Annotated in this window: 12 protein-coding genes; 3 read left to right on the top strand and 9 right to left on the bottom strand. The window is 70.1% G+C overall.

The window, feature by feature from the left end; translation table 11 throughout:
• Positions 1-83: 83 nt before the first annotated feature.
• Together FHR32_RS01225 and FHR32_RS01220 are read right to left on the bottom strand one after the other, a co-directional pair.
• Positions 84-863 (bottom strand): neutral zinc metallopeptidase, encoded by a 780-nt coding sequence (locus FHR32_RS01225; RefSeq protein WP_184752185.1) that lies wholly within the window; start codon positions 861-863, stop codon positions 84-86.
• Between the two features lie 104 nt (positions 864-967).
• Complete coding sequence (locus FHR32_RS01220) at positions 968-1,735, bottom strand: neutral zinc metallopeptidase (RefSeq protein WP_184752183.1); 768 nt, start codon at positions 1,733-1,735, stop codon at positions 968-970.
• A 192-nt stretch (positions 1,736-1,927) separates the two neighbouring features.
• Between FHR32_RS01220 and dxs the strand changes: the two genes are divergently transcribed.
• Positions 1,928-3,847, top strand: coding sequence for a 1-deoxy-D-xylulose-5-phosphate synthase (dxs, locus tag FHR32_RS01215; protein ID WP_184752181.1), 1,920 nt, complete (start codon positions 1,928-1,930; stop codon positions 3,845-3,847).
• On the opposite strand, the gene FHR32_RS01210 is transcribed toward dxs, so the two are convergent.
• Positions 3,792-4,448: a DedA family protein gene (locus tag FHR32_RS01210; protein ID WP_184752179.1), complete on the bottom strand. Its 657-nt coding sequence runs from the start codon at positions 4,446-4,448 to the stop codon at positions 3,792-3,794. The genes dxs and FHR32_RS01210 overlap by 56 nt on opposite strands.
• 140 nt (positions 4,449-4,588) lie before the next feature.
• Here FHR32_RS01210 and FHR32_RS01205 point away from each other — a divergent pair, with 140 nt between their 5' ends.
• Entirely contained in the window at positions 4,589-6,058 is a 1,470-nt protein-coding gene (locus tag FHR32_RS01205) for an amino acid permease (protein ID WP_184752177.1), read from the top strand.
• A 115-nt stretch (positions 6,059-6,173) separates the two neighbouring features.
• Here FHR32_RS01205 and FHR32_RS01200 read toward each other — a convergent pair whose 3' ends face one another.
• Together FHR32_RS01200 and FHR32_RS01195 are read right to left on the bottom strand one after the other, a co-directional pair.
• Positions 6,174-8,246 carry a 3-hydroxyacyl-CoA dehydrogenase NAD-binding domain-containing protein gene (locus FHR32_RS01200; RefSeq protein ID WP_184752174.1) on the bottom strand — a complete coding sequence of 691 codons (2,073 nt, stop codon included), beginning with the start codon at positions 8,244-8,246 and terminating at the stop codon, positions 6,174-6,176.
• On the bottom strand, positions 8,243-9,442 hold the full coding sequence (locus tag FHR32_RS01195) for a thiolase family protein (protein ID WP_184752172.1): 1,200 nt from the start codon (positions 9,440-9,442) through the stop codon (positions 8,243-8,245). The genes FHR32_RS01200 and FHR32_RS01195 overlap by 4 nt, the downstream gene beginning before the upstream one ends.
• A 221-nt stretch (positions 9,443-9,663) precedes the next feature.
• On the opposite strand from FHR32_RS01195, the gene FHR32_RS01190 reads away from it, so the two are divergent.
• Positions 9,664-10,656: a LacI family DNA-binding transcriptional regulator gene (locus FHR32_RS01190; RefSeq protein WP_312881825.1), complete on the top strand. Its 993-nt coding sequence runs from the start codon at positions 9,664-9,666 to the stop codon at positions 10,654-10,656.
• Positions 10,657-10,795: 139 nt separating this feature from the next.
• Here FHR32_RS01190 and FHR32_RS01185 read toward each other — a convergent pair whose 3' ends face one another.
• From FHR32_RS01185 to FHR32_RS01170, 4 genes are all read right to left on the bottom strand, one after another.
• Complete coding sequence (locus tag FHR32_RS01185; protein WP_184752167.1) at positions 10,796-11,542, bottom strand: hypothetical protein; 747 nt, start codon at positions 11,540-11,542, stop codon at positions 10,796-10,798.
• An 82-nt stretch (positions 11,543-11,624) separates the two neighbouring features.
• Positions 11,625-12,452, bottom strand: coding sequence for a sugar phosphate isomerase/epimerase family protein (locus tag FHR32_RS01180; RefSeq protein WP_184756298.1), 828 nt, complete (start codon positions 12,450-12,452; stop codon positions 11,625-11,627).
• Between the two features lie 59 nt (positions 12,453-12,511).
• Positions 12,512-13,642: a dihydrodipicolinate synthase family protein gene (locus FHR32_RS01175; RefSeq protein ID WP_184752165.1), complete on the bottom strand. Its 1,131-nt coding sequence runs from the start codon at positions 13,640-13,642 to the stop codon at positions 12,512-12,514.
• Positions 13,643-13,694: 52 nt separating this feature from the next.
• Positions 13,695-14,837 carry a Gfo/Idh/MocA family protein gene (locus FHR32_RS01170; RefSeq protein WP_184752163.1) on the bottom strand — a complete coding sequence of 381 codons (1,143 nt, stop codon included), beginning with the start codon at positions 14,835-14,837 and terminating at the stop codon, positions 13,695-13,697.
• Positions 14,838-14,989 lie beyond the last annotated feature (152 nt).

Genomic DNA, 14,989 nt, shown 5'->3' with positions numbered 1-14,989 from the left:
GGAACAGGCCGTCCGCCCGGTGAAAAACAGCCGCCCGTCGCGCGGCTGGGGGACGGCGACGGGCGGCTTTCCGGAAGGGGAGGTCAGGCGACCCTGGACGCGGGGGCGGAGAAGGTGGTGCAGGCACCGGGGCTCTCCTGGTTGAAGCCGCGCTTCAGCCAGTAGGCGATGTTGGTGGCCTTGCCGTGGCTGACGGTGTCGTAGGAGAAGTCGAGGACGTAGGAGAAGTCGGACTGCCGGCGGCCCAGGGACTGCCAGACGCTGCCGAGGAAGGCGCCGCTGAAGCACTCGGCCTGGAGCTCGATCTTGCGAAGCTCGGCGAGGTAGGCCTTGTCACTCTTGTACTTCCGGTTGGCGAAGGCGCCCATGATGCCCGAGAGCTGTTGTACGTGGTGGCCGTACTCGTGGGCCACCACCTCGAACAGGAACAGCTCGGTCGACTGGGAGAGGATCTCCGGGCTGAGCAGGAAGGTGATCTTCTTGTTGACGTTGCAGTAGATCGCCTGGGCGCCCTTGGGGAATTTGCCGCAGGCGGTCGGGCGGCCGGCGCGGGAGATCGTCTCGAACGAGGGCTTGGAGAAGGGCAGTTTGGCCTTGGAGAACTGGTATTCCCAGCTCTCGTTGAGGCAGTCCATCAAAAACTCGAGATAGACACGCGCGGAGTCGAGGTCGTTGGAGATGACCGGCTGCTCCTCGCATTTTTTGAGTTCGAGCTTCCCGGTCTTGTAGATCGGGTTGGCGGTCTGGGCCGTCTTGCCGGTGGGCGCCGGGCCGGACCGTTCCACGACGCCTGCGCTGGCCGTACCGGCGAACAACAGACCCGCGAGCACGCCGGATATCAGGGCGATAAGGGGGGTACGCATGATCCCGAACCCTAATGTAATTCAATGTGGTGGGAAAGCGGAAATGCGGCCGCGTGAGGAGAGCGCGGCCGCATTTCCGGCGGGAAATGGTCAGCGGGAAATGGTCAGGCGACGGTTCCGGAGGAAGCGGTCCAGGTGTTGCACGCGGACGGGGAGCCCGCGTTGAAGCCGCGCTGCATCCAGTAGGCCTGGCTGCGGCCCTTGCCGTGGTCGTTCTTCACCCAGGTCTTCTGGCCGTTCTTGGCGACCCAGTCGACCATCGCGTCCCACTGCTCCTGCTCGACCGGCAGGTCGTCGGCGATCTGCCGCAGGAAGGCGGAGCCGAGGCAGTCGGCCTGCAGTTCGAGGCGGCGGGAGAAGGCGAGCTTGGTGGAGGACCCGGCCCGCCAGACGCTCTGGCCGTAGTAGTTCATGATGCCGGCGAGCTGCTGCACGTGGTGTGCGTACTCGTGCGCCATGAACTGGGCGTGGTTGGGGGCGTACGGGCTCTTCAGCACATCCCGGAAGACGCCGATGTAGATGGTGCGGTTACTGGAGCAGTAGTAGCCCCCGGCCCCCTGGGGCCAGCGGCCGCACGGGCTGCTGACCTTGGAGGTGGTGAAGCGGAGCTTGGGCTGGGCGAAGGGCAGCCTGGCCTTCTTGAACTGCGTCTTCCACGCCAGGTTCAGGCAGCGGTCGACGCGGGTCATGAAGACCTTGTAGGAGGCCGCGCTCCCCGCGCGGATCTGCCCGGTGGCGCACCGTACGGCGGGCAGCGTGCCGGTCCGGTAGATGGGGTTGGCCGTCGCGGCGGCACGGCCACGCGGCGGGGCCTGCTCCTTCACGGCGGAGGTCTTGGCGGTCGACGGAGCGGCGGCGTTCGCGACTCCCACACCCATGACCAGGGGGAAAGCCAGCGAAGCGACGATGAGTGACGATAGTTGCCTAAAGGGGAGAGTGCTCATGGTGAGGCAAAGAGTATTGCAAGTGTGAATAAAACGTGCAGAATCCCCGTCACCGGAGGCGCCGCCCGCCACGCGAACTAGACTCGGTCTGATGCTGACTGGAACAGAGGGGATGATTCCGTGAGCGAGCGGACCGGACGACCTGGCAGTCTTCTGGAGACGGTCAAGGGACCACGGGATCTCAAGCTGCTGGGAGCGGGCGAGCTGCCCCGGCTGGCCGCCGAGATCCGGGACCTGCTGGTCAGTTCCACTGCCCGCACCGGAGGCCATCTGGGACCCAATCTCGGTGTGGTCGAGCTGTCCATCGCCCTGCACCGGGTCTTCGACTCGCCACGCGACCGCATCCTCTGGGACACCGGCCACCAGGCCTACGTCCACAAGATGCTCACCGGCCGCGCCGCGCAGTTCGAGACGCTCCGACAGGAAGGCGGCCTGTCGGGTTACCCGAGCCAGACCGAGTCCGAGCACGACATCATCGAGAACTCCCACGCCTCCACCGCGCTGTCGTACGCCGACGGCCTGGCCAAGGCGTACAAGCTGCGCCGCGAGGTCGACCGCACGGTCGTCGCGGTGATCGGCGACGGCGCGCTCACCGGCGGTATGGCCTGGGAGGCGCTCAACAACATCGCCGCGCACAGGGACCTGCCGCTGATCATCGTGGTCAACGACAACGGCCGCTCCTACTCGCCGACCATCGGTGGTCTCGCCTCGCACCTGGCCTCGCTGCGCGCCACCCAGCGTTACGAGGACGTCCTGGAGTTCGTCAAGGACAACCTGACGAAGGTCCCGGTGGTGGGCGCCCCGTTCTACGACGCGCTGCACGGCATGAAGAAGGGCATCAAGGACGTCCTCGCCCCGCAGGTCATGTTCGAAGACCTCGGCCTGAAATACATCGGCCTGGTCGACGGCCATGACGAGCAGGCCGTGGAGGCCGCGCTGCGCAAGGCCCGCGGCTTCCGCCGCCCGGTCATCGTCCACGTGCTCACCAAGAAGGGCTTCGGTTACTCCTTCGCCGAGAACCACGACGAGGACTGCTTCCACTCGCCGGGTGTCTTCGACCCGCTGACCGGCGAGGAGAAGCCCAAGCCGCACGGCTGGACCAACGTCTTCAGCCAGGAGATCGTGCGGCTGGGCGCCGAGCGGCAGGACATCGTGGCCATCACCGCCGCGATGCTCGGCCCGACCGGGCTGATCCCGTTCTCCGAGGCCTACCCCGACCGCCTCTACGACGTCGGCATCGCCGAGCAGCACGCCCTCACCAGCGCCGCCGGCCTGGCGCTCGGCGGGCTCCACCCGGTGGTGGCGATCTACGCGACCTTCCTCAACCGCGCCTTCGACCAGCTCCTCATGGATGTCGCCCTGCACAGGCTGCCGGTCACGGTCGTGCTCGACCGGGCGGGCGTCACCGGTGACGACGGCGCCAGCCACAACGGCATGTGGGACCTGTCGATCCTCCAGGTCATCCCGGGGCTGTCCGTCGCGGTCCCGCGTGACGAGCCGCGCCTGCGCGAGCTGCTGGCCGAGGCGGTGGAGGTCGACGACGGCCCCACCGTCGTCCGCTACCCCAAGGGGCCGGTGGCCACCGAGATCGAGGCGGTCGGGCGGCTCGGGGGGATGGACGTGCTGCGTACGGGCGATCCGGACGTGCTGCTCGTCTCCGTCGGCCCGATGGCCGAGCTGTGCCTGGACGCCGCCACCCTGCTCGACGCCCAGGGGATCTCGACGACCGTGGTGGACCCGCGCTGGGTCAAGCCACTGGACGAGGCGCTGGTGACGGCCGCCGGCGCGCACAAGCTGGTGGTGGTGGTGGAGGACAACGGCCGGGTGGGCGGCGTCGGCGACGCGGTCGCCAGGATGCTCCGCGACGCCGACGTGGACGTCCCGATCCGGACCTACGGCATCCCGCAGCGCTTCCTGGACCACGCCAAGCGGGCGAAGATCCTCAACGAGATCGGCCTGACCGCGCAGGACATCGCCCGCGAGATCACCGAGGCGGTGGCGAGACGGTCTCCGGCGCTGGAGAACGATCCGGCTCGCTGACCTCGGCCGTCCTGCTCGCGCGGGCCCGTCTGCCGATCACGACGAGGCCCGCGGCCAGGAGGGCGAGGCATCCGGCCACCGGCACCATCAGGTGCTGGTTCTGCCGGGCGAACTCGCCGGCGACGGAGCCGAGCACCAGGTAGGTGGTCACCCAGGTCACGCTGCCGGCCAGCGTCCAGCGGATGAAGCGGACGTAGGGCATGCCGAAGGTTCCGGCGAGGACCGGGGTCAGTGAGTTGACGACGGGCAGGAAGGAGGCGGCGGCGAGGGCGGGGCCGCCGTCCGTGCCGGTCGCCAGCCGTTCGGCCCGGGCCCAGCGGTGTTCGCCGACCCACCTCCCGGCCCTGCTGTGGCGGACGCGCGAGCCGTACCGGCGGCCGATCAGCCAGCCGCCGGTGGCGCCCAGGTAGCAACCGATCACCCCGGCGACCGCCGCCACCGCGATCTCGGCGGCGCCGGTCAGCGTGGTCCCCGCCACGACGATCGCCGCGTCCCCGGGGAGCACGGTCCCGATCAGCAGGGAACCGTCCAGCGCCAGCACGGCCAGCAACACCGCGCCGACCAGATAGGGGTCCAACTGGCCCAACATGTCCAAGAGCATGGGTCGATGGTGTCGCGTGAGAGTGCCGAGGGCATCAGGGACTTTCCCCGAAAGAACCCTTACCTTCCCGTTCAGCCGTTGATCAGGCGGGCATGACCTGATCCATGGAGAACGGCAACTCTGGTAGGTAAGGGGGAATCATGACGGTTTTCCGTATCAAGTCGATAGAACAGTCGATCCGGGACACCGAGGCTCCCGAACACCGGTTGCGTAAGGATCTCTCCGCGCTCGACCTGACCGTCTTCGGCATCGGCGTCATCATCGGTACCGGCATCTTCGTCCTCACCGGCCGGGTCGCCAGGGATCTGGCGGGGCCCGCGGTCGCGCTGTCGTTCGTGGTCGCCGGGATCGTCTGCGCGCTGGCCGCGCTCTGCTACGCCGAGTTCGCCTCTACCGTGCCGGTCGCGGGATCGGCCTACACCTTCGCCTTCGCCACCCTCGGCGAGTTCCCCGCCTGGATCATCGGCTGGGACCTGACGCTGGAGTTGATGCTCGCCGCCGCGGTCGTGGCGGTCGGCTGGTCGGGCTACCTCACCTCGCTGCTGTCCTCCATGGGGATCACCCTGCCCGCCGCGATCGCCGGGGAGGGGGCCACCTTCAACCTGCCCGCGGCGCTGGTCGTGCTGGTGCTCACCGCCGTGCTGGTCGCCGGGATCAAGCTCTCCTCCCGGCTCAACCTGATCATCGTCACCATCAAGCTCGCGGTGGTCCTGCTCGTCATCGTGGCGGGGCTGTTCTTCGTCAAGGCGGCCAACTACAGCCCGTTCATCCCGCCCGCCAAGTCCACCCCGGCGGTGGGGGGCCTCGCGGCGCCGCTGATCCAGGTGCTGTTCGGGATCAGCCCCGTCGCCTTCGGCATGCTGGGCGTCTTCAGCGCCGCGGCGATCGTGTTCTTCGCCTACATCGGCTTCGACGTGGTCGCCACCGCGGCCGAGGAGACCCGCAACCCGCGGCGCGACCTGCCGATCGGCATCATCGCCTCACTGGCCATCTGCACCCTGCTGTACGTCGCGGTCTCCCTGGTCGTCGTCGGCATGCAGCCCTACTCCCGGCTGAGCGAGTCCGCGCCGCTGGCGGACGCGTTCAAGGCGGTCGGCCAGACCTGGGCGGCGACGCTCATCAGCATCGGCGCGCTGGCCGGTCTCACCACCGTCGTGATGATCCTCATGATGGGCCAGTCGCGGGTGATGTTCGCGATGTCCCGGGACCACCTGCTGCCGGCCGTTCTGGCCAAGGTCCACCCGAAGTTCGGCACGCCGTACCGGATCACCATCCTGGTGGGTGTCATCGTCGCGATCCTGGCGGGGCTGGTGCCGCTGTCGACGATCGCCGAGCTGGTCAACATCGGCACGCTCTTCGCGTTCGTGATCGTCTCGATAGCGGTGGTCATCCTGCGGCGCACCCGTCCGGACCTCCCTCGCTCCTTCCGCACCCCGCTGGTCCCGCTGGTGCCGATCCTGTCGGTGCTGGCCTGCCTCTACCTGATGCTCAACCTTCCGGTGGAGACCTGGCTCAGGTTCGTCATATGGATGATCATCGGCGTCGTCGTGTACGTCACCTACAGCTACCGTCACAGCCGGCTGTCGCGGCATTCGACGGGCGCTCCCTGACCACCACGGACCGTCCCCGGTTCCGGCGGCCCGTACGGCGTGCGCGAGCTGAGAAGGCGTGCCGCCGCCCGCCCCACGGGCGGGACGGCGGCACGCCTCCGGCGACGAGGCGTCGCTACGCGGGGACGGAGGCCACACCCGGCGGCAGGAAGCGCGGCTCGGCGATGCCCGTCCGGTCCAGGTACGGCGTGACGCCCCCCAGATGGAACGGCCAGCCGGCACCGAGGATCATGCACAGGTCGATGTCCTGGGCCGCCGCCACCACGCCCTCGTCGAGCATGATGCGGATCTCCTCCTCAAGCGCCCGCAGCGCGCGCAGCCGTACCTCCTCGGCGGTCGACGGGGAGGTGCCGCCGGAGAAGAGGGTCACGGCCTCCGCGTCCAGCGAGAAGTCCGGCGCGTAGACGCCGGGCTTGCCCGCCGCGACCAGCCGCGCGAGGTTCTCCGACACGCCGTAGCGGGACGGGAAGGCCGCGTGCATGGTCTCGGCGACGTGCAGCGCGACGGCCGGGCCGACGAGCTGGAGCAGGGTGAACGGCGTCATCGGCAGGCCGAGCCCGTCCAGCGCGTGGTCGGCGACCTCCAGCGGGGTGCCCTCGTCGACGGCGCCGATGACCTCGCCCATGAACCGGGTCAGGATCCGGTTGACCACGAACGCGGGCGCGTCCTTGACCAGCACCGACGACTTCTTCAGCGACCTGCCGACCGAGAAGGCCGTGGCCAGTGTCGCGTCGTCGGTCTTCTCACCCCGGATGATCTCCAGCAGCGGCATCACGGCGACCGGGTTGAAGAAGTGGAAGCCCACGACCCGCTCGGGGTGCCGCAGCCCCGCGGCCATCTCGGTGAGGGAGAGCGAGGAGGTGTTGGTGGCCAGCACGCACTCGGCGGAGACGACCGCCTCCACCTCGGCGAACACCTGCTGCTTGACCTTCAGGTCCTCGAAGACCGCCTCGATGACGAAGTCGGCGTCGGCGAACGCGTCCTTGGTCAGCGAGCCCGTCACCAGGGCCTTGAGCCGGTTGGCCTGGTCGCCGGACACGCGGCCCTTGCCGAGCAGCTTGTCGACCTCGGCGTGCACGTAGCCGACGCCCTTGTCCAGCCGCGCCTGGTCGAGGTCGGTCAGTACGACCGGGACCTCCAGGCGGCGGGCGAACAGCAGCGCCATCTGCGAGGCCATCAGGCCCGCGCCGACGACGCCGACCTTGGTGACCTTGCGGGCCAGGGACTTGTCGGGGGCACCGGCCGGCCGCTTGGCCCGGCGCTGCACCAGGTCGAAGGAGTAGAGGCCGGCGCGGAGCTCGTCGCCCATGAGGAGGCCGGCCAGCGCCTGGCTCTCGGCGTCGAACCCCTCCTCGCGCGAGGCGGTCCGGGCCAGCTCGATCAGCTCCAGCGCCCGGTAGGGGGCGGGGGAGGCGCCGCGCAGCTTCATGTCGACCAGGAAGCGGGCGTCGGCGACGGTCTTCGACCAGTCCTCGGCGGTGTGGTCGGTGCGGGAGACGGTCACCTCACCGCGCAGCACCCGGGCCGCCCAGCGCAGCGACTCCTCCAGGAAGTCGGCGGGCTCGAACATCGCGTCCGCGATGCCGGCCGCGAAGGCGTCCCTGCCCTTGATCATGCGGTTCTGCGAGAGCGGGTTCTCGATGATCAGCTTGATGGCCGTGGCCGGACCGACCAGGCGGGGCAGCAGCTGGGTGCCGCCCCAGCCCGGCACCAGGCCGAGGAAGCACTCGGGCAGCGCCACGGCGGGCACGCCGGAGGAGATGGTCCGGTAGGTGCAGTGGAGGGCGACCTCCAGACCGCCGCCCATCGCCGCGCCGTTCACGAACGCGAACGACGGCACGTCCAGCTCACCGAGACGGCGGAACACCTGGTGGCCCAGCGTGCCGATGGCAAGGGCCTGGTCCCGCTCGGCGACCATGGCGGCGCCCTTGAGATCGGCGCCCACCGCGAAGATGAACGGCTTGCCGACGACGCCCACGGCCGCCAGGTCGCCGCGGCCCGCGATCGCGTCGAGTGCCTCGTTCAGGGAGGTGAGACCTCCGGGGCCGAACGTGGAGGGCTTGGTGTGGTCGAAGCCGTTGTCCAGCGTGATCAGCGCCATGGTGCCCGCCCCGTAGGGCAGTTCCACATCGCGGACGGTCGCCCTGGTGACGACCTCGTCGGCGAAGAGTTCCTTGATGTCCGTCACTTCTTACCTTCCCAGCCCAGGTTCTCCCAGATGACCGTCCCGCCCATGCCCATGCCGACGCACATCGTGGTCACGCCGTACCGGACGTCGGGGCGTTCGCCGAACTCGCGTGCGAGCTGCGTCATGAGCCGCACGCCCGAGGAGGCCAGCGGGTGGCCGAAGGCGATCGCGCCGCCGTAGGGGTTGACGCGGGAGTCGTCGTCGGCGATGCCGAAGTGCTCCAGGAACGCCAGCACCTGTACGGCGAAGGCCTCGTTGATCTCGAACAGGCCGATGTCGGAGATGGAGAGCCCGGCCAGGCGGAGCGCCCGCTCGGTGGACGGGATCGGGCCGACACCCATGACCTCGGGGTCCACGCCCGCGAAGGCGTAGGAGACCAGGCGCATCTTGGGGGTGAGCCCGAGCTCCTCGGCGACGTCCGAGGCGGCCACGATGCAGCCGGTCGCGCCGTCGTTGATCCCGGAGGCGTTGCCGGCGGTGACCCGGCCGTGCGGGCGGAACGGGGTCTTCAGGGTGGCGAGCCCGTCGAGGGTGGTGCCGGGGCGGGGGCCCTCGTCGGCGGTGGCCAGGCCCCAGCCCTTCTCCGCCGACCGGACGGCCATCGGGACCAGGTCGGGCTGGATCCTGCCGTCGGCGTAGGCCTTGGCGACCTTCTCCTGGGAGGCGAGGGCGAAGGCGTCCGCGCGCTCCTTGGTGATGGTCGGGTAGCGGTCGTGCAGGTTCTCCGCGGTCATTCCCATGACCAGGGCGGAACCGTCCACGAGCTGCTCGGCCAGGAAGCGGGGGTTGGGGTCCACGCCCTCGCCCATCGGGTGACGGCCCATGTGCTCGACGCCGCCGGCGATGGCGACGTCGTAGGCGCCGAAGGCGATGCCACCGGCGACCGAGGTCACGGCGGTCATGGCTCCGGCGCACATGCGGTCGATCGCGTAGCCGGGCACGCTCTTGGGCAGTCCGGCCAGCACCGCGGCGGAACGGCCGATGGTCAGGCCCTGGTCACCGATCTGGGTGGTGGCCGCGATGGCCACCTCGTCGACGCGCTCCGGCGGCAGATTGGGATTACGCCGGATCAGCTCGCGGATGACGCGGATCACCAGGTCGTCGGCGCGCGTCTCGGCGTACAGGCCCTTGGGACCGGACTTGCCGAAGGGCGTGCGCACACCGTCGACGAATACGACGTCACGAGAGGAAGGCACGGGGTTCGCTCCTCGTTGCTGGGTGGCTTCCCGCCTATGCTACTCGTCGGTAACAATACCTTGTGCAGCCAGGGCGGCCGCGCTCCCTTGGAGGGTGTCCGTTCTCGCGACAGAGCGTTACGATGCCGCATGCCGGGCCTCTCGAAGAGCCGGCCGCGTCCGGGGTGCGGGGGGCAGGCATCTCTGGCAGACTTTGGAAAACGCTTTCCGGGAGGTTGTCGGTGGTCACGCTTGAGGATGTCGCGCGGCAGGCGGGCGTCTCGCTCGCGACGGCCTCACGGGTGCTCAACGGGAGCACCCGGCAGGTGGGGGCGTCCTTACGGGACAAGGTGGAACTGGCCGCCGCCCAGCTCGGCTACCGGACCAACGTGGCCGCGCAGACGCTGGCCCGGGGGGCCAGCAACGTGATCGGGCTGGTGGTCCACGACCTCACCGACCCCTACTTCGCCGCGATCGCGGACGGAGTCATGCGGGTGGCCGAGAGCCAGGGGCTCGTGGTCATGGTCGGAACCACGCACCGCGACCCCGAACGGGAGATCGCCTACGTCTCGACCCTGAACGCGCAGCGGGTCGGCGCCGTGCTGCTCGCCGGGTCCCGGGTGGCCGACCCCCACGTGACCGGCAGGCTCCGTGAGGAGCTCGACCGCTACCGTCAGACCGGTGGGCGGGTGGCCTGCGTCGGCCAGGACCTGCTCGGGGTGGACTCGGTGGTGCCGGGCAACCGTGAGGGTGCGGCCGCACTCGCCCGGGCCCTCGCCGGGCTGGGGCACCGGCGCTTCGCCGTGCTCGCGGGTCCCGCCGGGCTGATCACGGCCGGCGACAGGACGGCCGGATTCGCCGGGGCGCTCGCCGAGCTCGGCCTGCCGGCGCCGCAGATCGTGCACGGTTCCTTCGACCGCGACGGCGGCTACGCGGCGGCGGCCGTGGTCTCCGGCGCCACATGCGTGTTCGCCGTCAACGACGTGATGGCCGTAGGCGCGCTGGCCTCCTTCAGGGGCCGTGGCATCCGGGTGCCCGAGGACGTCTCGGTGGCGGGGTTCGACGACATCGCCACACTCCGGGACCTGGTCCCGGCCCTCTCCACCGTACGGCTGCCGCTGGCCGACATGGGCGCCCGCGCGCTGGAGCTGGCACTCGGCCCGGACGAGGAGCCTCGCGTCGTGCACGTGGCCGGCGAGGTCGTCCTCCGCGAGAGCGCCCGCAGCCTGTCGTAGGCCGTCTCCCGCCGCGCTGGAGCCCTCCGTAGGGGTGGGCCGGGCCTCGCGGCGCCGAGGCTGTCTCCTTCCCCTCCCGGCATGGCGGAACGGCCCGGACACCTGCGGGTGTCCGGGCCGTTCGCGTCGTAGGGGGCGCTCAGCGGTTGCTGATCGTCGGTCGGCCTTGCTCGTTCACGGGTGCGACGGTGACCTGCCCCCGCAGCCAGCGGATCGTGCGCATGACCCCGTCGCCGTAGCCGGGGGAGTGCTGACGGCCCCGCCCGAGCTGCCGGGACACGTCCTCGGCCGCGGTCTCCTCCATTCCGAGGTTGAGCCCGGTCGGTCCGTGAATGGGACGCGGTGTGTTCCGGACGGGTGACTTCGAGCGGGTGCCGAGCACCCATTCACACACGGCGATCGTTCCGGAGCACCACTCCCGCTCCCAGTCGCTCGACGCGCTCGGCTTGCCTGCTCGCGCCAGCTCGGCGACCCGGCCGATCTCGGCTTCGGTGCGGAGGATCACCCCGCGTCCGCCGACCAGGTGTCCCCAGCCCTCGGAGGACCGGCGCCCGGGGATCGGCAACCCGTCCTTGGCGCCGATCAACCAGTTCAGGGTGCTCACGACCCCGTCGGCCGGGACGACCTTGCCCTCGCGCGGCACCCGCTCGGAGGCGTCGATCTCCGCGCGTGCGTCTGCGAGCGTGGGCAGGCCCCCCGACGTCGGGCGGCCACTGATCGGCGCCTGCTCACGCTCGCCGAGAGCCCACAGAATCGCCTCCCCGTGTCCGGACGGTGCGGAGTCCGGATTGGCGGCCTCCCACTCTTTGATCGTTTCCAGTACGGCCATGACATGTTCCGGCGGCCGCTGTATGGCGGGACGGGTTTCGCTCTCTGCGGTCGTCATGACACCACCGTACGATTACCTACCACGTCACTCCAACGTGAATCCCTTATCCGGGTCGAGTCGGCACGTCCGAACACGGGTGTCAGACCTCGATCAGCTCGCCGAACCTGGTCCTGACCCGGGTCAGGACCTCGTCCGGATCGGCGGCCCACACGTCGGCGTTGAAGATCTCCACCTCGATGTCCCCGGTGTAGCCCGCCTCGGCCACGGCCCTGGTCAGCGGCGCGAAGTCGATCACGCCGTCGCCCATCACGCCCCGGCCGAGCAGCACGTCGGCGGGGAGCGGGTGAAGGAAGTCACAGACCTGGTAGCTCGCGATCCGGTCCCCGGCCCTGGCGATCTGGGCCAGGACCTGCGGGTCCCACCAGATGTGGAAGGTGTCGACGACCACGCCGACCTGCTCGGCCGGGTACGGCTCCGCGAGGTCGAGCGCCTGCCCGAGAGTGGACAGCACCGCCCGGTCGGCGCAGTACACCGGGTGCAGCGGTTCCAGGGCCAGCCTGACCCCGCGTGCACCGGCATAGGGGGCGAGTACGGCCAGCGCCTCGGCGACCCGCTCCCTCGCTCCGGCGAGGTCCCGGTCGAAGGCGCCCAGGGGCTCGCCGGGGGCCACCCCCGGCAGGCCGCCGACGACCATGACCAGGCACGCGGCGTTCAGCGCGGCCGCCTCGTCGATCGCCCTGCGGTTGTCGTCGAGCGCGTCCTGCGAGGTCAGGAAGCCGCCCCGGCACAGGGACGACACCCGCAGCCCGGCGTCCGCGACCAGTTTCACGGTCTCGTCCAGCCCCTGCTCGGCGACGTTCTGCCGCCACAGGCCGATGGCCTCGACGCCGTGCCGTACGCATCCGTCGACGGCCTCGGCCACCGACCACCGCTTCGTGGTCCACTGGTTCAGCGAGAAACGGCTCATCGTCCCTTTCCCGCCCGCTGCCCGCTCGCTCACAGTCCGTCCTCCTCCGATCCGCTCGTTCACAGCCCGTGCACCGCCAGCAGCGACCGCATCCGGTGGACCGCCAGCTCGGGGTCCGTCAGCAGCCCGGCGCGGTCGGCCAGGCGGAACACCTCGGCCAGGTGCGGGAGCGATCGGGCCGCCTGGGCGCCGTTGACCATGGTGAAGGCCTCCTGGTGGCCGTTGAGCCAGGCCAGGAAGACGATGCCGGTCTTGTAGTTGTAGGTCGGCCTCTCGAAGATCTTCCGTGCGAGGGCGACCGTGGGATCCATGATCTCGTCGTAGCGGCCGAGGTCGCCCGCGTCGAGTGCCTGCAGGGCGGCCGCGGCGGCCGGGGCGATCGGGTCGAAGATGCCCAGCAGCGCGTGGCTGCCCGACTTGATCAGGGAGGGGTAGTTGAAGTCGTCGCCGGTGTAGAGCCTGACGCCCTCCGGCAGCGCCGCCCGCAGCCCGATCTCGTGCTCGGCGTCCAGCAGCGAGACCTTGACGCCGTCCACCATCGGTGCGTGCTCGCGCACCAGTGCCAGGAACGCCGCGGTGGCCTCGCCCACGTCCGCCGAGCCCCAGTAGCCCGCCAGGTGGGGGTCGAACATCTCACCCAGCCAGTGCAGGATCACCGGCCGGTCGGTCTGGGAGAGCAGCTTGCCGTATACCGCGTGGTAGTCCTCGGGGCCCCGCGCGATCCGGGCGAGCTGGCGGCTGGCCATGACGATGACACCGGCGCCCGCGTCCCGCACGGTCTCGATCTGCTCGGTGTAGGCGGCCACCACCTCTTCCAGCGTCCCCGCGTCCGGCGCGTGGTCGGTGCCGGCGCCACAGGCCACCAGCGTGGCCGTGTCGCCGAACTCCGCCGCCTCGGCGGCGCTGCGCCGGATCAGCTCGCGGGTGGCCGCCCAGTCCAGGCCCATGTTGCGTTGCGCGGTGTCCATGGCGTCGGCGATCCGCAGGCCGTACGACCACAGGTGCCTGCGGAAGCGCAGGGTGGCCTCCCAGTCGACGGCGGCGGGGGAGCCGGGGGTGTTGTCGCCGAGCGGGTCGGCGACGACGTGGGCGGCCGCGTAGACGGTCCGGCTCTCCGCGGGACCGGCGGGCCTCGCCCACGTCACCGGTTCGCGCAGCGTGTGCTCACCGCCGGGCAGCGCGATCCTCATCGAGACTCCTCAAAGGCGTGGAGTCCCGGCTCCGGCCGTGCGCGGTAGGTCATCACGGCTCCACCGGCAGGCGGCGGCCCTCGGCGGAGGAGCGCAGGCCCAGCTCGGCGAGGCGGACGCCCCGCGCGCCGGAGGTGAAGTCGTGGGGGAACGGCGCGTCCTCGACCACGTGGCGGATGAACATCTCCCACTGGATCTTGAAGCCGTTGTCGAACTCGTCGTTGTCGGGAACCTCCTGCCAGTCGTCCCGGAAACGCGCGGTGACGGCGAGGTCGGGGTTCCAGACCGGCTTGGGGGTGGTGGCGCGGTGCTGGACGCGGCAGTTGCGCAGCCCGGCGACGGCGCTGCCGTGCGTGCCGTCCACCTGGAACTCCACCAGTTCGTCCCGGTTCACCCGGACGTTCCAGGAGGAGTTGATCTGGGCCACGATGCCGTTGTCGAGTTCGAAGACGCCGTAGGCGGCGTCGTCGGCGGTGGCCGGGTAGGTCCTGCCCTGCTCGTCCACCCGCTCGGGAATGTGGGTGGCGGTCTGGGCGTAGACCGAGCGGACCCGGCCGAACAGGTTCTCCATCACGTAGGCCCAGTGCGGGAACATGTCCAGGACGATGCCGCCGCCGTCCTCGGCGCGGTAGTTCCACGACGGGCGCTGCGCGGTCTGCCAGTCACCCTCGAAGACCCAGTAGCCGAACTCGCCGCGCACCGAAAGGATCCGGCCGAAGAAGCCGCCGTCGATGAGGCGCTTGAGCTTGAGCAGCCCCGGCAGGAAGAGCTTGTCCTGCACGACGCCGTTCTTCACGCCTCTGGCGGTCGCGGCCTCGGCCAGCGCCAGCGCGTCGTCGAAGGTCTCGGCGGTCGGCTTCTCGGCGTAGATGTGCTTGCCCGCGTCGATCGCCTTGAGCACGGCCTTCACCCGGGCCTGGGTGACCTGAGCGTCGAAGTAGATCAGGTTGTCGTCGTCGGCCAGAGCCGCGTCGAGGTCGGTGGTCCAGCCGGCGATGCCGTGGTCGTCCGCCAGCCTCTCCAGCTTCTCGGCGCTCCGGCCCACCAGTACCGGTCTGAGCGTCACCCGGCTGCCGTCGGACAGCGCCACGCCGCCCTGCTCGTTGATCGCCAGGACCGAGCGGACCAGGTGCTGGCGGTAACCCATGCGGCCGGTGACACCGTTCATCACGACGCCGATGCTTCGCGGGGACATCTTCTTGAGCCTCCTATGGAAAGCGCTTTCCAGACTACCGTACGGCAGCCCGACATGTTGGGCAAGCGCTTACCTTTCCTCAGTCCACATGGTGGAGAGCACGGGAAGGGTGTACGGGCGGGGCCCGCGCGCGATGGCTCCGCCGCACCGGG

Source organism: Streptosporangium album, assembly GCF_014203795.1.
Lineage (GTDB): Bacteria > Actinomycetota > Actinomycetes > Streptosporangiales > Streptosporangiaceae > Streptosporangium > Streptosporangium album.
Note: the sequence above shows the minus strand (reverse complement) of the source record. Positions and strands in the feature narration are given on the sequence as shown.

Excerpts from the sequence above, each read along its gene's own strand:
- FHR32_RS01170 (WP_184752163.1), bottom strand. The coding sequence starts at position 14,837 with ATGTCCCCGCGAAGCATCGGCGTCGTGATGAACGGTGTCACCGGCCGC.
- FHR32_RS01205 (WP_184752177.1), top strand. The coding sequence starts at position 4,589 with ATGACGGTTTTCCGTATCAAGTCGATAGAACAGTCGATCCGGGACACC.
- FHR32_RS01225 (WP_184752185.1), bottom strand. The coding sequence starts at position 863 with ATGCGTACCCCCCTTATCGCCCTGATATCCGGCGTGCTCGCGGGTCTG.
- FHR32_RS01180 (WP_184756298.1), bottom strand. The coding sequence starts at position 12,452 with ATGAGCCGTTTCTCGCTGAACCAGTGGACCACGAAGCGGTGGTCGGTG.
- FHR32_RS01185 (WP_184752167.1), bottom strand. The coding sequence starts at position 11,542 with ATGACGACCGCAGAGAGCGAAACCCGTCCCGCCATACAGCGGCCGCCG.
- FHR32_RS01210 (WP_184752179.1), bottom strand. The coding sequence starts at position 4,448 with ATGCTCTTGGACATGTTGGGCCAGTTGGACCCCTATCTGGTCGGCGCG.
- FHR32_RS01175 (WP_184752165.1), bottom strand. The coding sequence starts at position 13,642 with ATGAGGATCGCGCTGCCCGGCGGTGAGCACACGCTGCGCGAACCGGTG.